The sequence below is a fragment of the Legionella sp. 227 genome (assembly GCF_043161935.1).
In the GTDB taxonomy this organism is placed as follows: Bacteria; Pseudomonadota; Gammaproteobacteria; order Legionellales; family Legionellaceae; genus Legionella; species Legionella sheltonii.
Genome location: NZ_CP171154.1, coordinates 2893475 through 2915879 on the forward strand (window position 1 = coordinate 2893475; position 22405 = coordinate 2915879).

The window sequence follows — 22405 nt, forward strand, 5'->3', positions numbered from 1 at the left end:
GATCAGCTCAAGAGACAGTATCTTGCATCCAGGTTTCTGTGCGTTAGTTTAAACTATATCTTCTAGGCTGGTACTAATTTCTAGCCACTCTTCTTCAGCTTGATTTAAAGAAAAGTGTGAACTGGCACGTTTTTGTAGCAATTGATTTAGTTTATCTTGTTGTGTACTGTCCTCATAAAGACTGGCATCACCAAGTTGAGTATCCAACTTGGTAATTTCACTTTGATATTGCTCAATCAATTGTTCCAGTTTTTTTAGACGGTTTTGTAACGTTTTCTTTTCTTTATAATCAATTGCAGTTGAAGTAACGCTATTTACTTTAACTGAATCTTTAGTTTGTAACCAGGAATAATAATCATCTAAGTCTCCATCAAAAGCTTGAACTTTTTGTTGGTAAACCAGATAGAAATTGTCGACGCTGGTTTTGAGCATATGACGATCATGGGAAATAAGAATTAATGCACCTTCATAGCTTTGCAACGCCAGCTCAATGGCTGAGCGCATTCCTAGATCCAAATGGTTTGTAGGCTCATCAAGCAACAGCAGATTGGGCTTAAGCCAAACAAGTTTTGCTAAAGCTAAACGTGCTTTTTCGCCACCGGAAAAATGATTTATAGGTTGAACTGCCATATCACCAGTAAAGTTAAATCCACCTAAAAAATCGCGAATGGTTTGTTCACGTGCTTCTGGTGATAGAACTTGAATCGTTTCCACAGGACTTAAATTAAAATCCAGCTGTTCTAATTGGTGTTGTGCGTAATAACCAATCTTTAAATGGGCAGAGCGGTGGATTGTACCATTCAAAGGTGTTAAAGACCCCGTTAATGTCTTGATTAGCGTCGATTTTCCCTCACCATTGGGCCCTAACAGAGCTATTCTGTCACCTGGATTGAGTGAGAAATTGATTCGTTTTAATATCGGTTTTTCAGATTGATATCCGGCATCAACCATATTGCATTGAAGTAATGGATTTCCTGCTCGCGGACATGGAAAAAAATCAAAAGAAAAGGGGGAGTCAGCCTGTGCTGCAGCAATAATTTCCATTCTTTCTATGGCTTTGAGACGTCCTTGTGCTTGTTTTGCTTTAGTCGCTTTCGCTCTAAATCGATTGACAAATGACATCATATGATTAATTTTGGTTTGTTGTTTTTCATACATGGCTTGTTGTAATGCCAATTGTTGTGCATGTGTTTTTTCAAAACAACTGTAATCACCACTATATAGAGTTAGATTTTGTTTCTCGATATGCAGAATATGAGTAACAAAGGCATCAAGAAATTCACGATCATGGGAAATAAGGATGATGGTGCTCGGGCTTTGTTTTAAAAAGCGCTCCAGCCAAAAAATTGCTTCCATGTCTAAATGGTTAGTCGGTTCATCCAGTAAAAGTAAATCAGCCGGGTTCATTAAGCAGCGTGCGAGGCTTAAACGCATGCGCCAACCCCCGGAAAAACTATTTACTGAAGCCTGTTGTTGCTCCCCTCTAAAACCTAGGCCAGACATAATCGTTGCGGCTTGAGCCGGTTTACTGTAGCCTTCGCTATGACTTAATTCCTCATGGCATGCTAACACTTCGGCATCATTGCCTGTCGTTTCTGCATCGCTTAAACGTTGGAGCAGCTTCATATAATGCGCGTCACCACCCAGTACAAAATCAAGTGCTTTTTCATCACTATCGGGTAATTGTTGTGATAAATGGCTGATGTTGAGTTGAGGATTAATTAAAAAATCGCCGGTATCAGGTTGCAATTTCCTTAATAAAAAATCAAATAATGTTGATTTGCCACAGCCATTATGGCCAATAAGACCAATTTTTTGCTTTTCATATAAAGTGACATTGACTTTATCTAATAAAACTTTATTGCCACGACTTAGAGTAATTTGACGAAGAGTAAGCATGATAAATCTTTAGCCATAAATAGAGTGGGTTATACAAAAATTATGAGTTCTCATCATCGCGATTAGAGCGAGAGAGCTCCTATCATAAGCCTGCGCTACAACCCGCAGATCCTTCGCTATGCTCGGGATGACGGCAAAGTATGCGGATTACACTGCGATAATCCGGGCTACAAAGCTACGAATTTACCTCAATTCTAACATAAATCCGCTTAACTGGGTTCTGGTTCAATAGTTTTTTTCCTCGCAGATTGATAGCGAGCTTGTTTTTCAATATCAATATAACGATCTGTGGTTGCACTAGAACTGTGGCCAGCATCATCCCGTACATGCTCACGAGGACGAATTTTTACATCTTCGGAAATACCAGTATGCCTTAGCCAGTGAACTGTTGCTGCAGCCAAATTATCTGCCTCTTCTCTGTATCCCTTCACCCGAAGTTGTTCTCCGGCTAAGTCAAAACAACGTTGAATAATTCTTCGTATTGGCGCCGTATCACTCATAGGGCCATTTCCACGAATTTTGGGTATGAGAGGGCTATTATCAGCAGGGGAAGGGAGGGGAGATAATCCTAAGAAGCATCGCCATCGCATCAAACTTTCGAGCATCGCTTCGCTGACTGCGATTTGCCGCTCTTTATTTCCTTTACCAACCGTTGTGAACCACCAATGACCGTTACTGTCCTTGGCAAAGTCATTCATACTGGGGATCCAACGGTCACTTGCAGCCAATTCGGAGATACGTAGATACATACCAAATAATAAGCTCAACATAAAACGAGTGCGTTCATGTTTCAGGGGAGATTCTTCCGCGAGAGATTCGGCAGCGTCTAACACGGCACTCCATTGTACTAAACTCAATCTGCGGATAGGGGCATTATGTTGACGTTTACGAATAAACTTACTTTTTTGGCGAATCAGGGCGACTGGATTAGAAACCAGATATTCTTCAGCAATTAAGAAATTAAATAATGTACTTAAAATGGCAAATATTTCTTGGATGGCTCCTTGAGACAAATTGAATTGATCAATTTGGGGTTTATGTCCATTTTTTATTGCTGACTTACTTAAGGTAACTACAAAAGGTCTCCATTCTTCATTGGGGATACGTGTTCCGTCTTTTTCAATAAATCGCGGTACTTTCTTTAAACTAATCCATGATTTAGGTGGATTCTGGCAAAAATGAATGTAGTCTTCTATATCATCACGTTTTAATTCATTGATGGTTTTGTTTTTAATTAACCAGGACCATTGCAATAATCGTTCAGTTTCCCTGCGGTAACTATTGAATGTACCTTGACTGCCCGTATAGCTTTTCAAAAAGTTTAAAGCGTAATTAAAATCATTTTGAAATCGAATATCAGGCAGCACAACATGCTCATGATTTTTATGCAGGTAATTCATGTTGTCAAAGATAGGAAGTAGTTTAAATTTCATAGAATCAAAGTGAAATAATAAGTATCTCCAATGCTAGCTGAAAAGTAATGAAGATTCGAGTAGTTGAGTTTAGTGATTTGGATGGTTAATCGGCTAGATGATTGAAAAAACAACGATTTGTTCAAGGTAAATAAATATCTGCAGCAATAAATTAAAATTAATTAAAATTAAATGATTTAAGATATTGACCTTGATGAAAGCACCTAGTATTATCTGCGCTCTGTCCTTGGGACGGGTTTTACGGGGTATAGCGCAGTCTGGTAGCGCGCCTGCTTTGGGAGCAGGATGTCGGGGGTTCGAATCCCTCTACCCCGACCAAGATGCGCCCGTAGCTCATCTGGATAGAGCATCGGCCTTCTAAGCCGAGGGTAGCAGGTTCGAATCCTGCCGGGCGTGCCAGCCCAGATCTTGTTCATAAGAATTTCTGGTATAAAATTTATGGTGAGCGTAGCTCAGTTGGTAGAGCCCCGGGTTGTGATCCCGGTTGTCGTGGGTTCGAGTCCCATCGTTCACCCCATTTGAGAGAAACAAAAGGTTTATCGCTAAAGATTTTATCTGAGTCTTTACAAGACCGAATTACTGATTGATAATCCAACCTGATTTGCGAAAGTGGCGGAATTGGTAGACGCACTGGATTTAGGTTCCAGCGGGGCGACCCGTGAGAGTTCGAGTCTCTCCTTTCGCACCATTTATCATTATAAATTCCAAGAGGTGATATTAATGCAAGTTTCTGTTGAGACCCTAAAAGGTTTGGAACGTAAGGTAACAGTTTCTGTACCTTCAGAGAAAGTTGAGGAAGAAGTGAGCTTACGTCTCAAGAATCTTGCTCGCAAAGTTAAGATTGATGGTTTTCGTCCTGGTAAAGTACCCTTCCAAGTTGTTGTCAGTCGCTATTCACAAAGTGTTCGTGAAGAAGTAGCTCGAGATATGGTGCAATCTACTTTGTTTGAAGCATTACAAAAAAATGAATTAGTTCCTGCGGGCTATCCCTCTGTTGAACCTGAGCAACTAGAGAAAGGAAAAGACTTTAAATATTCTGCAATATTTGAAGTAATGCCTGTATTTGAAATTATAGAATTAAATCAAGCGGCAGTTGAGCTGGCTCGTTCAGAAGTTACAGATAAAGACGTAGAAGACATGCTGGATAAACTTCGTGAGCAAAATAAAGAATGGCATGACGTATCCCGCGCTGTCAAAAAAGGCGACAAAGTCGTTATCGATTTTGAAGGATATCTTGATGATAAACTGTTTGAAGGCGGTAGCGCTAAAGGACATGAGTTAGTAATAGGTTCAGGATCAATGATCCCTGGCTTTGAAGAAGGAATTATTGGTAATAAGAAGGATAAATCTTTTGATATTAAAGTAACTTTCCCTGAAGATTATGGACATAAAGAATTAGCAGGAAAAGAAGCTGTTTTCAAAATTACACTTCAGAATGTGATGGAAGGAAAACTACCTGAACTCAACGAAGCCTTTGCTGAAAAATTTAACATCAAGGAAGGCGGCATTGACGCATTGAAAAAAGACATTAAAGAGAATATGGCTCGAGAGTTAGAGCGTCGCGTCAGCATGATGAACAGAGAAAAGCTGTTTGATAAATTAATGGAAGTTAATGTTATTGAATTGCCATTAGCTTTAATTGACAAAGAAATCGAACATTTGAAACATGATATGTATCATCGTCTATTTGGACACGAACACCATGAGAATGAAAAGATACCTGATTTTCCTCGTGAGCTGTTTGAAGAACAAGCAAAACGTCGTGTTCATCTTGGTTTGCTCTTTTCTGAATATGTTAAAAAACACCAAATTGTTGCAGATAAAGATAAAGTGAATGCGGTAATTGAACGATTCGCCAGTGCTTATGAGAATCCTGATGAGTTGCGTTCTTGGTATCAAAGCAGCAAAGAGCATATGGCTGAAATTGAAGCGATTGTTATGGAAGAGATGGTTGCAGATAAAATTGCTGAAGATGCAAAAATTAAATATAAGAACAAAGATTATGATTCAATTATGAATCCTAAGCCTGCAACTGAAGCAACTGAGAAAAAAGGAGAGTAATTGTATGACGGGATATTCAGATAACATAATTCGCAATGCCAGTGGATTAGTCCCAATGGTTATTGAACAAACCTCACGTGGTGAGCGTTCGTATGATATTTATTCAAGATTATTAAAAGAACGTATTATCTTTCTTTTAGGTGAAGTTGAAGACCATATGGCTAATTTGGTAGTTGCTCAATTGTTGTTTCTTGAGTCTGAGAACCCTGAAAAAGATATTTCTCTCTATATTAATTCTCCTGGAGGTGTAGTAACCGCTGGCTTAGCAATTTACGATACCATCCAGTTTATTAAACCTGATGTAAGTACTTTGTGTATAGGGCAAGCAGCAAGTGCTGCTGCCTTGTTACTTTGTGCAGGAGCTGAAGGTAAGAGATTCTGTTTGCCAAACTCACGAGTGATGATTCATCAACCCTTAGGTGGTTATCGAGGCCAAGCTACTGATATTGAAATTCATGCTCGCGAGACCTTAGCCGTAAGAGAACGTTTAAATACTATTATGGCAAATCATACTAAAAAGACACCCGATCAGATTATGCGTGATACCGAACGTGATAATTTTATGAGTGCCACACAAGCTGTTGAGTACGGCTTAGTTGATAGAGTGCTTTATGATCGAGAGTCAGTGAATAAAACAGAGTAACTATAACTTTAAATTCAAAGAACTGAACTATAATGTATCATAACCCGGGTGCAGTGAAGCGGAACCTGGGTTTTAGGTTCAGATTTACCGGGTTCCGCTTCGCTGCACCCAGGCTAGGAATGCGATTAGGGTTCTTTTATATTGATTCATTATTACTTTCTTTCGTATTTCTTTTTGTTTTTAAAAAAGTAGTTACATGAAAAACAGTGGCATATCTTTTTCTGATTGACTAATATTTTACATATATTATCTTTTTTTCCGATAATCGTTGTAAGAAGGGGTTTGGTTATGAGTAAATCCGGTAACGGAAGTGGCGATAAAGTTTTGTATTGTTCTTTTTGTGGAAAGAGCCAACATGAAGTAAAAAAATTGATTGCTGGCCCTTCTGTATTTGTCTGTGATGAATGTGTAGAGCTCTGTAATGATATTATTCGTGAAGAAACACACGAAGCTCATGAAGAAGCTGAAGTACGTTTACCATCACCCAAAGAAATTTCAAACTTTTTGGATGAGTATGTCATAGGACAATCGCATGCAAAAAAAGTCTTGTCCGTAGCTGTTTACAATCACTACAAGCGATTACAACATAAAAGTGAAGACGGAGTGGAACTTGGTAAAAGTAATATCTTACTTATAGGTCCAACTGGAAGCGGAAAAACACTTTTAGCCCAAACATTAGCTCGAATCCTCAATGTTCCATTTGCTATGGCAGATGCAACTACATTGACTGAAGCGGGTTATGTCGGTGAAGACGTTGAAAATATTATCCAGAAGCTTTTACAAAAATGTGATTATGACGTGGATAAAGCACAGCATGGTATCGTGTATATCGATGAAATTGATAAGATATCACGTAAGTCTGATAATCCTTCGATTACACGCGATGTTTCTGGTGAGGGAGTGCAACAGGCACTTTTAAAACTCATTGAAGGGACCATTGCTTCTGTTCCCCCCCAAGGCGGACGTAAACATCCACAACAAGAATTTTTACAAGTTGATACTTCAAATATTTTATTTATTTGTGGTGGTGCTTTTGCTGGATTGGAAAAGGTAATCAGAGAGCGAAGTGATAAGTCAGGTATTGGATTTTCTGCTCAATTAAAAAATAAAAAAGAAAACAGTGATGAAATATCTAAAGTATTGAACCAGTTAGAGTCAGATGATTTGATTAAATATGGCTTAATACCTGAGTTTGTTGGTCGATTGCCTGTCGTTGCTACCTTGCAAGAACTGGATGAATCAGCTCTTATTGATATTTTAACTAATCCTAAAAACGCTTTGACGAAACAATTTCAGTCTCTATTTAAAATGGAAGGAGTAGATCTTGAATTTAGAGAAGAAGCACTGATTGCTATTTCCAAAAAAGCTCTGGAACGCAAAATGGGTGCACGAGGTTTACGTGCTATACTTGAAAATATTCTATTAGACACCATGTATGAATTACCTTCTCTTGAAGGAGTAATTAAGGTTGTAGTTGATGAGAGTGCTGTAAATAGCTCATCAAAACCAATTCTTATTTATGAGCAAGAAGGGATGAAGAGTGCAGCAGGTGGTCAAGAGTAGTTTTTCTACTCCTCTCCTGCACCTAGTGTGGGAGAGATGTTCTTTAGATAACTTTAGACAACTTTCTTAATTATAACGCTTTGTTTTCTTGCAATAACTCTCCCTTCCTTTTAAATTATAATTAGTAGTCGCGTAAATTTTAAATAAAGTTTTTCGTTTGAATAAGGGTTCATTATGTCCACTGAAATTATAGAGACTTCGAATGAGGCAGAAAAACTGTCAAATATACCTGTATTACCATTAAGAGACGTAGTGGTCTACCCTCATATGGTTATTCCTCTGTTTGTTGGAAGAGGAAAATCAATTAAAGCCCTGGAAGCGGCTATGGTTGATAGTAAACAAATCTTTTTAGTAGCACAGAAAAAATCGTCGAATGACGATCCGACTGAAGAAGATATTTTCCAAGTTGGTACGTTATCCAGTGTTTTGCAGTTATTAAAATTACCAGATGGCACCGTAAAAGTTTTAGTCGAAGGGGAAAAACGTGCCAAAGCAAAAGAATACAATCAGGCTAAAGGCTATCTAGAGGCTGATCTGGAGTTATTGGAAGATGCCAATGCAGCTGTTCAAGAACCAGATGTCAGTATTTTAATGCGCTCTTTAATGTCGCAGTTTGAGCAATACATTAAACTCAATAAAAAAATTCCACCAGAGGTTTTATCTCCGCTCGCGGGAATAGAAGAACCAGGACGATTAGCTGATACGATAGCTGCTCACTTAACACTGAAGGTAGATGATAAACAGGAATTACTGGAAACTTTAGATGTAGGTACTCGTCTTGAGCGTTTAATGTCTGCGATAGAAAACGAAATTGACTTGTTACATGTTGAAAAGCGTGTAAGAGGGCGAGTTAAGCGACAAATGGAGAAAAGCCAGCGCGAGTATTATCTCAACGAACAAATGAAAGCGATCCAAAAAGAGCTGGGTGAGTTAGGCGAAGAAGGTAATGAAATTGAACAATTGGAAAATTCAATTAATAAAGCCGGAATGCCTAAAGAAGCAAAAGAAAAATCACTCGCTGAACTTCATAAATTGAAAATGATGTCGCCTATGTCTGCTGAGGCTACTGTTATACGCAACTATCTTGATTGGATGCTGGCAGTGCCGTGGAAGAAGAGAACTAAAATTCAATTTGATTTACTCAAAGCAGAGAAATTATTAGATAAAGAACATTATGGCCTAGAGCGGGTTAAAGAGCGCATCATTGAATATCTGGCTGTTCAACAAAGAGTTAAACGCTTAAAAGGCCCAATACTTTGCCTAGTTGGACCTCCAGGAGTGGGTAAAACCTCATTAGGACAATCCATTGCAAATGCTACAGGTCGTACATTTATTCGTATTGCTTTGGGTGGCGTCAGGGATGAAGCTGAAATTCGCGGTCACAGAAGAACCTATATTGGATCCATGCCAGGAAAAATTATTCAGAAATTATGTAAGGTTGGAGTAAAAAATCCTCTCATTATGCTGGATGAAGTCGATAAAATGGCTATGGATTTCCGTGGAGATCCTGCTGCAGCATTGCTTGAAGTACTTGATCCAGAGCAAAACCATACGTTCAACGATCATTATCTTGAAGTAGATTATGATTTGAGTGATGTTATGTTCATTGCGACAGCAAATTCTTTGGAAATTCCTGCTCCGTTATTAGATAGAATGGAAGTGATTCGACTTGCGGGTTATACAGAGGATGAGAAAGTCAGCATTGCTGATAAATATCTGGTTCCAAAACAAGTCGTCCTGAATGGTTTAAGTAATCAAGAAATTCATATTAGTGAAGGGGCAATTCGAGAAGTTATCCGCCACTATACTCGTGAGGCAGGCGTGCGTAATTTAGAACGAGATATTGCGAGTATTTGTAGGAAAGTCGTAAAAGAAATCCTCTCGAATAAAAAAGTTAAAAAAATGACTGTTACTACAAGTAATATCGAAAAATATTTGGGTGTGAAAAAGTATCGATATGGCTTAGCAGAAGAGTTTGATCAAGTGGGGCAGGTTACAGGCTTAGCTTGGACAAGTGTGGGCGGAGAGCTGCTAACAATAGAAGCATCGATGATGCCGGGTAAAGGTAAGGTCACGCATACAGGTCAATTGGGGGAGGTCATGCAGGAGTCTATCCATGCTGCGATGACTGTTGTACGAAGTCGAGCTAAAAATTTTGGCTTGCCCGATGATTTTTATGATAAGAATGACTTCCATGTCCACGTTCCTGAAGGAGCTACTCCCAAGGACGGTCCAAGTGCCGGTATTGGGATGTGTACTGTTTTGGTTTCTGTAGTGACTCATATTCCTGTTAAAGCAGATGTAGCAATGACAGGGGAAATAACGTTGCGAGGGCAGGTATTGCCAATTGGTGGTCTTAAAGAGAAATTATTGGCAGCTCATCGAGGCGGAATTAAGCATGTCATTATTCCCGAGGAAAATGTAAAAGACCTGGAAGAGATACCAGATAATGTTTTGCGTAAGCTCACAATACATCCAGTTAAGACCATAGAACAGGTTCTAGAACTGGCTTTACAACGCAGTCCATGGATAAATCAGCCAACAAATGTACAATCTGAGGCTTTAGTGGGTAAAAGATCAAAAAAAATTAAAAATAATGATTTACATACCCATTAATTAGAGGTATATTTCGTTTCGTAGCCCGCCACTAGCGGGCACTGCAAGGAAGTAACTACTTGACCGGTTAATTTGATGAGTTTAATTAAATTAGCTTGAAGTATGGAAGATTAACTGTATAGGGGAAGCAATGAATAAGAGCGAATTAGTTGATGCTATAGCAAGTGGTTCGGGTTTAACAAAAGCTGACGCCAGCAGAGTTCTCGAGACTTTTACTAGTACTATTACTGATGCTTTGAGAAGCGGCGATCAAGTGGTAATACCTGGTTTCGGATCTTTTTCAACAGGCAATCGTTCAGCACGTACAGGTAGAAACCCACAAACTGGAAAAGTTATTCAGATTAAAGCGTCACGAGTAGCCAAGTTTAAAGCGGGTAAAAACCTGAAAGAAGCGGTGCAAGAAGCATAAGTTTTCAGGGTGCTTAGCTCAGCTGGGAGAGCATCGCCCTTACAAGGCGAGGGTCGTAGGTTCGATCCCTACAGCACCCACCAAGAAATGGAGTGGTAGTTCAGTTGGTCAGAATACCGGCCTGTCACGCCGGGGGTCGCGGGTTCGAGCCCCGTCCACTCCGCCAGATTAACGCGCCGAAAGGCGCGTTTTTTTTATCTGGAAAGAAATATTTGCTTTAGAACTCTTATTTTTTCCTAATATCTGCTTTTTATTTTAGAAAGGCAGGTGAAGATATAAAGTAATGTATTCAATGCAATTAGTTTTCTAGTAATTCCAGAAAAGAAATTTTTGTTGAATAGGTGAGTTTTTTGTTTTTATCTTGATTTTTTTCAGCCTGGGCTATAATCGGTTCTCGCTAAATTGAATAAAGCTTTAATTAAATAATTATGGATCTCGGGACATGTTACAAAAGTTAAATGAACGTATACAGGGTGTTGTAGCTTGGCTAGTAGTTATCTTAATCGGTATTACGTTTACACTTTTTGGTGTGGATTATTATCTGCAATCACGTCAAACGACCAATTCTAAGGTAACCGTCAATGGCCAGCCTTTAACACTACAATCATTTGAAAATAATTATAGACGCGCCCGTTCCATGCAGGATGTCGAGCAAATGACTGCTGCTGATGAGAAAAAACTGCAAAACCAAGTACTCGATCAAATGATTACTAATGAAGTGTTGGTGCAAGCAGCGCGTAAAAATGGCTTCGATGTTAGCTTAAATCAAGCCAATGCAGCAATTTTGAGTATTCCTCAATTCCAAGAAGACGGCCATTTTTCAGCTCAAAAATATCAACAAGCACTAAACGCTGCTTTATTCACACAATCAAGTTTTCAAAATGAAGTAAAACAAGGCATGTTATTAAATCAGCAACGCTTTGCTTTTATGGGAAGCTCTTTTGCGTTACCTGATGAAATTGATCGCTTTGTGAGCTTGTATATGCAAAGTAGAGACTATGACTATTTAACAATTCCGGCTTCTAGTTATGAAAAGGATGCTCACGTTTCTTCAGAAGAGGTTGCGAATTATTATAATAAACATAAAAAAGAATTCATGACTCCAGAAAAAGTGAGTTTGGATTATGTTACTCTATCCATGCATGATATTAGGGATAAAATTAAACTGTCTGATGACGATGCAAAACGTTATTATGAAGATAATCAAAGCAGTTATTTGATCCCAGCAAGTTGGCAAGTAGCTCATATTTTATTTGCTGTTCCAGAGGATGCGAGTCAATCTGATTCTGAAAAAATTCAGAAAAGAGCAAATGATGCTTATCAGTTGTTACAAAAAAATCCAGAACAATTTGAGCATCTCGTAGCAACCATGTCAGATGATAAACTTTCCATAGCCGACAAAGGCATTCTTCCATGGATTACAGCGAGTGGACAAAATAATTACAATCAAATTTTATCTAATTTAACTAAGCCAGGACAGATTTCCCCTCCAGAAAAAACAAAACATGGGTATGAAATTTTTAAACTCATTGCTTATAAACCGGTTTCAACAAAATCTTTTTCTGAAGTAGAGTCATCTATTAAAGAGCAGCTCATTGCTGAAGCTGCTCAAACTAAATATACCCAGGCTTTGGAGCAATTATCGGATTTAAGTTACCAGTCCCCCGATTCACTCCAGCCGGTAGCTGAAGCATTGAATCTGAAAATTGAAAAAACACAACCTTTCTCAAGATCTGGTGGTGTAGATACTATTGCCAAAAACAAACAAGTAATTAACACCGCATTTAGTCATGATGTGCTTGATTTAGGAAACAACAGTGAGCCAATACAAATTGATAATGATTCTGTCGTAGTAATAAGGGTTGACCAGCATTGGGCTGAAAAGGAACAACCTTTAGAAGCGGTTCAGGATCAAATCAGCAAAATTTTAACTAAAAAAATTGCTGAATCAAAGGCAAAGGAAATGGGGGTGAGTTTATTAAACCCAGTCGAGGATAAGAAACAACAAGAACTGATTCGTAGCAACAAGCTATCATGGAAGTCGGTAGTTAAGTCTACTCGTGATAATGATAAGGTTGATACAGATATAAATGATATGGCATTTAATTTATTACGACCAGAAAGCCGTAATGGTCTTGTTATGCCAAATGGTGATTATGTCGTAGTACGATTGAAACAGATTCATGATGGCAAATTAAGTACGTTAGACAGGGAGCAACAAGATAGCCTAGTTCAACAAATTGAAGCAAGCTACGGCATGATGGATTATGACTTGTATGTAAAAAGTTTAATTAATCGAGCACAAATTGTAAGGCACTAGGTTTATAGACAAACGTGTTAGCTTGAGCTTCATGGTTATTTGATTTTTTATTTTAAAATTAATGTCTTAGGATCAGGATAGAGCGTTTGCCTATAAACCCAATTAATAGGAGTGAATGCTATGCCTGATTTAAGTACGAAGTTTACTGACCAAAAATTAAAGATATTATATGGTCATTTACTAAATCATTATCAGAGTTGTAAGGAGCGAGGCTTAGATATCAATACAATGTTCGCCGAAATGTATTATGCGGTACAATTTGCTATTGAATCAGACCTAAGTACAAGCCCGTTACATCTTCTAGAGTATTCTGAAAAAGCTAAAGCATACCATGCATTTAATACAATCTTTCGTGCCCTGCCTTTAGGAATTTCTCCTCACGAACAACGTTTTTTTAATCCTCCAATGCCTCCGTATAATCCGAAGATTGAATATAAAATTACCACCTATAACAATTACAATTCTAACGACTCTGCGCTTTTAAATTATTTACTTATTAGATCCCTAATACATGATTCTCATCATCATCATGGAGGGAGTTCTTGTTTTGGCTCTTCAAATCATCATGGCCATGATTCAAAATCAAATGATGATTTCGCTAAATTGATCTTCGCTTTGCTTGTAATCGCTTTAGCCGCAATTGCTGCTGTTTTAGCTTTTATTGCTTTGACTTATATGTTTTATGAATTTGCAGACAGCATCGATCGCTTTTGGTATGGTGAAGGGTGGCTGAAGGGCGCATTAATGTTCGCTACTTCTATAGGCTTTGGTGCCGGTTCAGCGTTATTAACCCTTAATTTTGGCGCTTTACCATTGATTGCGCTCGCGGTAGCTGCGGGTTTCAATCCAGTTGGTGTACTCATTATGGGTATAGTACTTCTTAGCATCATAGGAGCGGGTGTTGGATGTTTTGCAATGAGTCTTCTCTATGATTCTGCCAATAAATCAGCTAACAAAGAGGCTATGGATCCCAATGATCCCGATCGATTTAGATTAACGGCTTCAGAGGAAGAATTTTTACGCGATAAAAAACACCTGGATCCCATGGCCGTAAAATGCGCTATGATTGCACTACGTGCCGAAATGGAAAATTTAGTCGGTAAAGAAAAGGCTATACCTTCTTTTTTCAGTCGTGATAATGAAACGCAGCAGTTGCTCACTCAATTAAGAAAATTACGCAAAGGGGAGCTGAGTGAAGTGGACATTGGTGGGCTACATTTTGATTGTCGTCTTCCTATTGTGAATTATGTTCCAACTGTATATCAACCAGTCCAGCAACCTTCTTCTTCCTATGATGCGGGAATACCCCAATTTCCGGGATATAGCCCATCTGCCCCCGCTTTTAATCCACAATTTATGTAACTGAATTAGGTGCTTTTGACTGAGTAAGATATTTTTACTCAGTCAAATTCTGATTTAAGAATTTCTATAATTTATTCTTCGATGCAAAAGGAAGCATGCGCTTTAATACCTCATCTTTGTGAACGAAATGGTGGTAAAGGGCCGCAAGAAAATGAAGACCGACAAGAGCCAGAATTATAAAGGCCAGTATTTCATGGGTTGAGAACATCACATTACCCAGTTGCTCATTCGCTTGAATAAGGCAGGGTATAGTGAACCAACCAAAAAAGTTGATGGGTTTACCATCAGAGCACGTTAACAGGTAGCCTACGATGGGTATAAGTATTATAAGAATAAAAAGACTATGGTGAACTATTTTAGAAGTTATATATTGCCAACGAGGTTGATTTTCTGGCGGTAATGGTTTGATATTTAGAATATGCCAAATAATAAATAAGATTCCGAGTATTAAAATAGTTACTCCTATTGATTTATGAAGCATCATATAGCGGGGCATAAGTGGTGAGTTGTCACTAAGAGACCAAACTAAATAAAATTGAGCAGTAATAAGAATAAAGATTAACCAATGCAGCAGCTTTGTAATACTGCCAAAACCTTTTATTGTATTCCTTAGCATGCAGATCTCCATTAACGTTAGATAGTGCTACTATACCAACGACCTAAATAATTTCAATAGCAAGAGATTTAGTCTAGTTTAGACGATGTTATACGACGGGTATTAAGACTGCATCCAAGTATTCTGGATCTCAAATTAATTAATCCACTCATCAATTGTATTTTTTGAAATGAATCGCCATGTAAATAGAGGTCGATGGATTTTTAAATGGTCAACTCATGTTGAAAAATGTTTTTTTAATAGACTGTTAGCAGGGAAATTTAAGATATTTATAGAAATGATTAATTAAGGTGTTGTACTTGGCGGAGAGACAGGGATTCGAACCCTGGGAAGGTTGCCCTTCAACGGTTTTCAAGACCGCCGCATTCGACCGCTCTGCCATCTCTCCAGGCGAGAATACTATCCTAACGACTTTGGATTTGCAAATATTTTTTTAAAATTCTTAGCGATTATTGAGCTCTTTTTTTATAAGGTCGGATTTCGTGTGATTACGCTTCAAAAAAAGTGTAAGAATGTTCGCAAATTATATAGTCCTAGGTATAATGTTCCAAAATTTTGTGACTGTTGTGGATGCAACAGATATATATTTATAAATAGGTTAGGTGTAGTTTATGAAACGAATTCAAATGTTGTTCCTAATAGGTCTTATTGTATCTTTATCTGCATGCAAGACATGGTGGGGAAAAGATGATGAAGATAATAATCCATATAAAGGGATGACAGCAGAGCAACTTTATACGGAGGCCCAGAAGGACTTACGTAAAAAAGAATATGCGACAGCAATAAAACATCTTGAAGCGATAGAAACAATGTATCCATTTAGTGATTATACAGAGCACTCACAAATGGAACTGATTTATGCTTATTATAAAAATGAAGATTATCCTTCAGCTGCAGCTACTGCAGAGCGATTTATTCATCTTTACCCACGTGCCAAAAATGTAGATTACGCTTATTACATGCGTGGAATGGCTAATTTTCAACAAACTCGTGGGGTTTTTGCAAAATTCCTGCCTCTGGATGAGTCATGGAGAGATCCTGGAACACAAACCCAAGCTTATTCGGATTTCGGTATTTTGATTCAAAAATTCCCTGACAGTAAATATAAAGCAAATGCTTTGCAGCGCATGATTTATTTACGAAATATGTTTGCACAGCATGAGTTAAATGTTGCAACATTTTATTTTAAACGTAAGATGTATGTCGCAGCAATAAATAGAGCAAGCTATGTCGTTAAAAATTATCCTCAAGCCCCGAGCGTAAAACAAGCTTTAGTAGTTATGTATCATGCGAATATGGCTTTAGGCTTCAAAAAGGCTGCCGACGAAGCGTTTACTGTTTACAAGTCAACTTATCACACAACTAAAATGGACAGAATTGTTTAATCTCTAAATCAGAGGCTTGGAGGCTTTATAGCTCGGATAATTGCGTTATCCGGGCTTTTTTTACTGCCGCGGTATAATGGCGTTTAAGGTTTTGAGATGTTTTTATTTATTGCTACTGAAATAACTCAAGCTTAAAGTATCTTAATAAGAGTCGCTTCAAAAAGGGAGCGTTATCAAATGCTCCCTTATAGACATTCCTATGCGATCACTTCTAATTCAGGTTCTTTTTCTTTTACTGCAAGTGCGGCTAAAAGATCATGAGTCAGTTCACGTAGCTCACCGGATAATAAAGCAAGGGCGGCATCGCGTTGTTGATAGTCTTCATCAAGTTGTTTCACTTCATTAAAATCATCGAGAAGAAAATCAAGGCACTTGAGCTTTTTAAAGCTAAAGTCATGAGTTAGAGTCAATTGAATTCGTTCTTTCCAAATTAACGAAATTTCAGCAGTTCCCATACCTTGCGATAATAATGTTAAGACTTCTTCTGCTGGTAGCTCATAACCCTTGCAATGTACCCTTTTTTTCTCATCATCTAGAGAAAAGAGTATGCAGTCAGACGCTAATTGAAAATCGCTAGGTAGAGTGCTAGGGGAGTGAATCCATTCCGCAAAACGCACTGCAAGATTCTCTGTGTGGGTAATTGGTTCAATCGAGATACCCGCTACTGATTTACGTAAAAGCGAGGTAAGTTGTGCGGCCTGGTTATTACTGGAAGCATTAACTATGATTCTTTTGCTGACACTGTCAAGGATGGCAAACATTTTTTTCTGAATGCAAAACGATTTAGGCAATAATTCAAACTCGATGTCTTCAGCCATTTGTGCTTTTTCAGCGCGTTTTACTGGACGACCTTGTTGCGTTTCGAGCATTTGCACTTTCTCAGCCAACATTTTATTGATCACGCCACGTGGGAGCAATCGCTCTTCTTTGCCCATGCAAATCAGTGAACTTCCAGCAACTTCTTGAACCATCTCATCTGCAAAAGCCGGAAGCCATCCGTACACAAAGCGAGCGTGAGGGGGGCAAGGCTTTAGAATGTTTTCAGCCAAGGACGCTGCTAAATCACACGCTTCGTCCAATTCATATTGATAAATTAGTGCATTGTTAAACCACATAAAAAACTCCTGAGATTACATAATATAATAGGTACCGATGGCCATTGTTCTGTTGTATGGTAGTTTATAAAAGTCGATATTTAAATTGGCTGAATAATTACGTATTAAAAAAGCGAATAATTTTTCTTGCCAATAGAAGGTTAATGATTTTTTTGATTTTGATGCAGTAATATTTGGAATTTCCACCATATAAGTAGCGCGATCAACATTGAGCTTGAATGGGAACAGATTCTTGTTAGAAGCTCGTTCTAGGGCCCTGGGTATTGAAATCGTTTCCATGAATCCATAATGTAAGGTGAGATTAAAGATCTTCTCATGCAAGCATGTAATTTCATAACGTTGGCTGTAATGGACATAAGGGATGTTGTCCACAATATAGTTAACAATAAGAACTCGTTCTGGAACTGCGCGGCTTAACTTGAGGAAGTGAAGGAAGCTTCCTCCACTTTTATCATAAACATCCGTAATAAAAATGGCGGTCAAATCAGTAAGCTGATTCAAGCTCTTGTATTCCAATTGCCGAATAATCTTGGAAATATCATCTTTATTCATATAATAATTTTCACGCAAATATTCCAAGCCAAATTTCCAGGTGTACATAATGGTTGCTATCAGTAAAGCAAAGGTGACCGGGACCCAGCCTCCGGTCAAAAACTTATGTAAATTGGAGCCGAGAAATGCAAAGTCTATGGTGAGAAATAATCCGAATATCAGTGTGACTTTAAATTTTGACCATTTCCAAATCGATAATGCAGCGTAAGCAACCATTGCATCAATCAACAGCATGTATGCATTTACGGCAATTCCATATGCATGAGCTAAATTATCTGATGTTTTAAAGGCAACACAAAAAGTGATTGTTCCAACAAACAGAATAAAATTAATTTGAGGGACATAAATTTGTCCAGAGAATTCTTTAGATGTTTGTACTATGGGTATACGAGGGCATAGACCGAGCAAAACGGCTTGTTTTGTTAAAGAAAATGTAGCTGAAATAACTGCTTGTGAAGCAATTACTGTTGCAATAGTCGCAAGAATGATTAATGGAATATAAAACCATTGGGGTGCAATCATATAAAAAGGATTGCCAATCGCCTGCGGATGTAAGAGTAAGTTGGCTCCTTGGCCAAAGTAATTTAAGATTAAGCAGGGAAGAACAACTGCAAACCAACTGGCACGAATTGGATTTTTTCCAAAGTGCCCGATATCGGCATAAAGTGCTTCTCCGCCTGTAACTACTAAAAAAATTCCCCCTAATAATAAATATCCTTTAAATCCTGTATCGTGTATCAATGCAAAAGCATGGTAGGGATTGATTGCTGTCAGCACTATTGGTGCTTTTACTATTTGTATTATTCCGAGCACAGCGATGGTTATAAACCAGAGCAGTATAAATGGACCAAATAGATTTCCTATACTTCCTGTTCCTCTTGCTTGCAACAAGAAAAGTAAGATCAGAATTACTCCGGCAATGGGCAAGATATAGGGTGTAAATGAGTCTGAGAGCGTACTAAGACCTTCTACGGCACTGACTACAGATATGGCTGGCGTCAGCATGCCATCACCTAAGAGTAATCCTGCACCAAAAATTGCAATAATATAAAATAAGGGGACATATCGAGTGCTTTTATGCTTCATTAGTGCTAAAAGGGCAAGAATTCCTCCTTCTCCATCATTATCTGCTCGAAAAATCATAATTAAGTATTTGAATGAAATGATAATAATCAAACACCAAAAAATAAGTGAAAGTACTCCCATAATATTGGATTGAGTAATAGGGAGATTATCCAGCGTGACTTTTAAGGCATATAATGGACTGGTACCTATGTCACCAAACACAACTCCTAATGCTCCTAGAGTGAGTCCATAAGAGAATTTTTGCGTATTTTCCATATCGATTACCAAAATGTGTTAATGATTAGAACATAGGTCGTAAAAAGGGGGATAAAACGTTTTTTTATAGTTTGTGGCATCACTGTCCCTAATTCTTATTTTTAGTTAAGTTGAGCGGATACTGCTTTTAAGCTTACAGGAGGCTGCTTACAATTTTAGTACCCCCCTCGTTTTCCCGGCACAGCGAGGGATCTCCACGATGTAGCACTATATTACGATAGGAGATCCCTCGCGGCGCTCGGGATGGCGTAGGAGCAGGCTACGGTGCTCTCAAATAACGCCAGTTAGACTCAATCTAGCGAATTATAAACAGACCCCTAAAATTTATGAACTATTGCAGGTCTATCGTTCTTTGTGTAGATTAGCCGATTTTTGTTCTTTGGGAAATAGAAAAATGAATGCAAAAGTTATTTTGCTTAAGGCAAAACAAAATACAGTCTTACGTGGTCATCCATGGATATTCCCCAAGGCCATTGCTAAAACTCATGGAAAATTAGTAACAGGACATTTGGTTGATATTTACAATGCAGATGACGAGCTTATGGGTGTCGGTGTTTATAATGAGCATTCTCTCTACAGAGTTAGAGTATTAGCCCTTGCAAATGAATCCATAGATAAAAGCAATTTACATTCCTTGATTGCACATCGTCTAATGCAGGCAAAACAGGTCAGAGAATGTTTAAATCTGCCTAATGAAGAAACCACTGCTTATCGTTTGTTTAATAGTGAAGCAGATGGTCTTTCCGGATTAACGATTGATCGTTTTAATCAGATTTGTGTCGTTGCGAGCTCTGCGTATTGGGTAGAACTCAATCGGGAAGTAATCATGCACGCTTTGCAAAATTTATTTCCATCAGATCAGATTGTTTGGATGCCACAAAGTAAGCCATTAGGACAAGATGGATGGAAACAAATTACTGTGCAAGAGAACCATTATGATACAAAAGTTCTTGAGGCTGGGGTTGTTTATGAGGTTGAATTTGCTCAAGCACAAAAAACTGGCTTGTTTCTTGATCAAAGAGAGAATCATCAGCGTATTGCTCAATTAGCAAAAGGAAAGAGCGTATTAGATCTTTACTGTTACAGTGGCGGTTTTGCCTTACATGCTGCTCGCTCTGGAGCGTCAAAAGTCACCGCTGTGGATAGTTCTGCTCAGGCAATCGCGCAAGCGAAGAAAAATGCTGCGTTAAATGGTGTGACTCAGATTGAGTTTATTGAGGCAGATGCACGTGACTATTTAACAAAAGCAGGAGATTATGATCTCGTTATTCTCGATCCCCCTAAACTGGTTCCATCAAAACAACATGTGGAACGGGCTAAAAATTATTACCGATTTTTGCACCGTGAAGTATTTAAATATATGAAAGCAGGTTCATTATTAATGACATGTAATTGTTCTTCAGCACTTTCATCTCAGGAATTTTGTTCTTTGGTCGGTGCCCAAGCTGGAGCGGTTGGGAAACAAGCCCGTATTTTAGGTGTTTATGGTCCAGCAAGTTGTCATCCCACTTTAACTTCATTTCCAGAAGGGAATTATCTGACAGCGGTCTTGTTGGCCGTAGTTTGATCGAAATTGTAGTTTGGATTATAGCTTAGCCGTAACCCGTGAATTGTGTCGTCATCCCTTACTATGTACGGGATGACGAGATAGGCTATTAATGCTAAGTATGAACCCTTCGGTCTCTGTCACGCAAACACTGCAATACATCATAAAAACTTAATTCACATGCTTTTAATAAAACAAATAAATGAAAAATTAAGTCAGCACATTCATTAACCAGTTCTTCCCGATTGTTATTTACAGCCGCAATCACGGTTTCTACTGCTTCTTCACCTACTTTTTGGGCGCATCGAGAGAGTCCGGAATCTAATAATTGTGCGGTATAACTGTTTTCATTCTCGGAGTCAGCACGCTCATTAATCAGTTCAATTAACTCATCTATAAATCCCAAATTGGTATTATGTGTCGGTTGAAAACAACTTGTATAACCTAAATGACAAGCTGGTCCTTTGGGTAAAACCTGAATTAAGAGGCTGTCACTGTCACAATCAACACTGATATGTTGTATGGACATGCTATTACCGGAACTTTCTCCTTTACGCCATAAGCGTTTTCGACTTCGACTGTACAGATTTAATTGGCCGGTGGTGAGTGTAGCGATTAGAGCCTCTTGGTTCATATAACCTAACATTAGCACAGTACCGTTTTCTGCATTTTGGATAATCGCTGGTAATAAACCATTCATTTTTTTCCAATCTAAAGAATTAATTTCCATGTGAATCATAATCGTACCTCAATATTTTGTTTTATTAGTGCTAATTTTATTTCGTTTATTGTCAAAATTTTGTCATGAAAAATGCTGGCAGCTAAAGCACCATCTACTCGAGATTCGAGAAATACTTGAGTAAAATCATTCAGCGCCCCGGCTCCTCCTGATGCAATTAATGGTACCTGACACAAGGGGCGCATCATTTTTAATTGGTATAAATCATAGCCCTTGCGTACCCCATCTGATTGCATACAATTTAATACAATTTCTCCTGCTCCTCGATCTTGTACTTCCTTAATCCATTCTTTGGTTTTTCGTTTGGAGTTAAGGGTTTTTTTTTCATCACCTGTATATTGATAGACATAATAATCATCATTTATCCATTGACTATCAATTCCTATGACAACGCATTGGCTTCCAAAATTTCGACTTAATTCATTAATTAAGTCAGGCTTTTCCAATGCCGGGCTGTTAATGGATATTTTATCGGCCCCAGAATTTAATACGGATTTTGCCTGATTAAGAGAACGAATTCCACCAGCTACGGTGAATGGAATATTAATTGTTCCAGCTACTTGGTTCACCCAATCGGGACAAACCGAGCGTTGCTCAGAGCTTGCAGTAATATCATAAAATACAAGCTCATCTGCACCGGCTGCAGAATACTCAGCTGCAAGCTCAAGGATATTCCCAACAATGCGATGATCGCGAAATTTAATTCCTTTGACCACTTGATTATCACGGACATCTAGGCATGGAATAATTCGTTTGGTTAACATAATTTCACCTACATAAATCATAAATAAAGCAGCATGAGTTT

The 22405-nt window shown here is 38.4% G+C and carries 16 protein-coding genes and 7 tRNA genes; 15 read left to right on the forward strand and 8 right to left on the reverse strand.

The window, feature by feature from the left end:
• Positions 1-48: 48 nt before the first annotated feature.
• Both ACF8MK_RS12520 and ACF8MK_RS12525 read right to left on the reverse strand, forming a co-directional pair.
• A complete protein-coding gene (locus ACF8MK_RS12520; protein WP_392536942.1) occupies positions 49-1899 on the reverse strand; it encodes an ABC-F family ATP-binding cassette domain-containing protein in 1851 nt (616 codons plus the stop codon).
• Positions 1900-2108: 209 nt separating this feature from the next.
• Entirely contained in the window at positions 2109-3332 is a 1224-nt protein-coding gene (locus ACF8MK_RS12525) for a tyrosine-type recombinase/integrase (RefSeq protein WP_392536943.1), read from the reverse strand.
• Between the two features lie 241 nt (positions 3333-3573).
• Here ACF8MK_RS12525 and ACF8MK_RS12530 point away from each other — a divergent pair.
• The 13 genes from ACF8MK_RS12530 (at position 3574) to ACF8MK_RS12590 (ending at position 14306) form a co-directional block, all read left to right on the forward strand.
• Positions 3574-3650, forward strand: a tRNA-Pro gene (locus tag ACF8MK_RS12530).
• A gap of 4 nt (positions 3651-3654) precedes the next feature.
• Positions 3655-3731 (forward strand) — tRNA-Arg (locus tag ACF8MK_RS12535).
• A 42-nt stretch (positions 3732-3773) separates the two neighbouring features.
• Positions 3774-3849 (forward strand) — tRNA-His (locus ACF8MK_RS12540).
• A gap of 86 nt (positions 3850-3935) precedes the next feature.
• Positions 3936-4020, forward strand: a tRNA-Leu gene (locus ACF8MK_RS12545).
• Positions 4021-4052: 32 nt separating this feature from the next.
• Positions 4053-5393, forward strand: coding sequence for a trigger factor (tig, locus tag ACF8MK_RS12550; RefSeq protein WP_392536944.1), 1341 nt, complete (start codon positions 4053-4055; stop codon positions 5391-5393).
• Between the two features lie 4 nt (positions 5394-5397).
• Complete coding sequence (gene clpP / locus ACF8MK_RS12555) at positions 5398-6036, forward strand: ATP-dependent Clp endopeptidase proteolytic subunit ClpP (protein WP_265704408.1); 639 nt, start codon at positions 5398-5400, stop codon at positions 6034-6036.
• 288 nt (positions 6037-6324) lie between these two features.
• A complete protein-coding gene (gene clpX, locus ACF8MK_RS12560) occupies positions 6325-7599 on the forward strand; it encodes an ATP-dependent Clp protease ATP-binding subunit ClpX (RefSeq protein ID WP_392536945.1) in 1275 nt (424 codons plus the stop codon).
• 174 nt (positions 7600-7773) lie between these two features.
• The gene (lon, locus tag ACF8MK_RS12565) at positions 7774-10215 is read left to right on the forward strand and encodes an endopeptidase La (RefSeq protein ID WP_392536946.1); all 2442 of its coding nucleotides are present in this window, start codon (positions 7774-7776) and stop codon (positions 10213-10215) included.
• A 130-nt stretch (positions 10216-10345) separates the two neighbouring features.
• Entirely contained in the window at positions 10346-10624 is a 279-nt protein-coding gene (locus ACF8MK_RS12570; RefSeq protein ID WP_003631985.1) for an HU family DNA-binding protein, read from the forward strand.
• A 7-nt stretch (positions 10625-10631) separates the two neighbouring features.
• Positions 10632-10707, forward strand: a tRNA-Val gene (locus ACF8MK_RS12575).
• A gap of 6 nt (positions 10708-10713) precedes the next feature.
• Positions 10714-10790: transfer RNA gene (locus ACF8MK_RS12580), tRNA-Asp, on the forward strand.
• Between the two features lie 276 nt (positions 10791-11066).
• Positions 11067-12944: a SurA N-terminal domain-containing protein gene (locus ACF8MK_RS12585; RefSeq protein WP_392536947.1), complete on the forward strand. Its 1878-nt coding sequence runs from the start codon at positions 11067-11069 to the stop codon at positions 12942-12944.
• A gap of 120 nt (positions 12945-13064) precedes the next feature.
• Positions 13065-14306 carry a hypothetical protein gene (locus ACF8MK_RS12590; RefSeq protein ID WP_392536948.1) on the forward strand — a complete coding sequence of 414 codons (1242 nt, stop codon included), beginning with the start codon at positions 13065-13067 and terminating at the stop codon, positions 14304-14306.
• A 64-nt stretch (positions 14307-14370) separates the two neighbouring features.
• Here ACF8MK_RS12590 and ACF8MK_RS12595 read toward each other — a convergent pair whose 3' ends face one another.
• Together ACF8MK_RS12595 and ACF8MK_RS12600 are read right to left on the reverse strand one after the other, a co-directional pair.
• Positions 14371-14922, reverse strand: a complete 552-nt coding sequence (locus ACF8MK_RS12595; RefSeq protein ID WP_392536949.1) for a cytochrome b — start codon at positions 14920-14922, stop codon at positions 14371-14373.
• A 300-nt stretch (positions 14923-15222) separates the two neighbouring features.
• Positions 15223-15310: transfer RNA gene (locus tag ACF8MK_RS12600), tRNA-Ser, on the reverse strand.
• 223 nt (positions 15311-15533) lie between these two features.
• Between ACF8MK_RS12600 and ACF8MK_RS12605 the strand changes: the two genes are divergently transcribed.
• On the forward strand, positions 15534-16307 hold the full coding sequence (locus ACF8MK_RS12605; RefSeq protein WP_392536950.1) for an outer membrane protein assembly factor BamD: 774 nt from the start codon (positions 15534-15536) through the stop codon (positions 16305-16307).
• A 197-nt stretch (positions 16308-16504) separates the two neighbouring features.
• Here ACF8MK_RS12605 and ACF8MK_RS12610 read toward each other — a convergent pair whose 3' ends face one another.
• Both ACF8MK_RS12610 and ACF8MK_RS12615 read right to left on the reverse strand, forming a co-directional pair.
• Entirely contained in the window at positions 16505-17422 is a 918-nt protein-coding gene (locus tag ACF8MK_RS12610; RefSeq protein ID WP_392536951.1) for a recombination-associated protein RdgC, read from the reverse strand.
• Between the two features lie 15 nt (positions 17423-17437).
• Entirely contained in the window at positions 17438-19315 is a 1878-nt protein-coding gene (locus ACF8MK_RS12615; protein ID WP_392536952.1) for a potassium transporter Kup, read from the reverse strand.
• A 394-nt stretch (positions 19316-19709) separates the two neighbouring features.
• Between ACF8MK_RS12615 and ACF8MK_RS12620 the strand changes: the two genes are divergently transcribed.
• Positions 19710-20882, forward strand: coding sequence for a class I SAM-dependent rRNA methyltransferase (locus ACF8MK_RS12620; RefSeq protein ID WP_392536953.1), 1173 nt, complete (start codon positions 19710-19712; stop codon positions 20880-20882).
• Between the two features lie 94 nt (positions 20883-20976).
• Here the strand turns inward: ACF8MK_RS12620 and hisIE are convergent, their stop codons facing one another.
• Together hisIE and hisF are read right to left on the reverse strand one after the other, a co-directional pair.
• Entirely contained in the window at positions 20977-21600 is a 624-nt protein-coding gene (gene hisIE / locus ACF8MK_RS12625) for a bifunctional phosphoribosyl-AMP cyclohydrolase/phosphoribosyl-ATP diphosphatase HisIE (protein ID WP_392536954.1), read from the reverse strand.
• Positions 21597-22364, reverse strand: a complete 768-nt coding sequence (gene hisF, locus ACF8MK_RS12630) for an imidazole glycerol phosphate synthase subunit HisF (RefSeq protein WP_392536955.1) — start codon at positions 22362-22364, stop codon at positions 21597-21599. The genes hisIE and hisF overlap by 4 nt, the downstream gene beginning before the upstream one ends.
• Positions 22365-22405 lie beyond the last annotated feature (41 nt).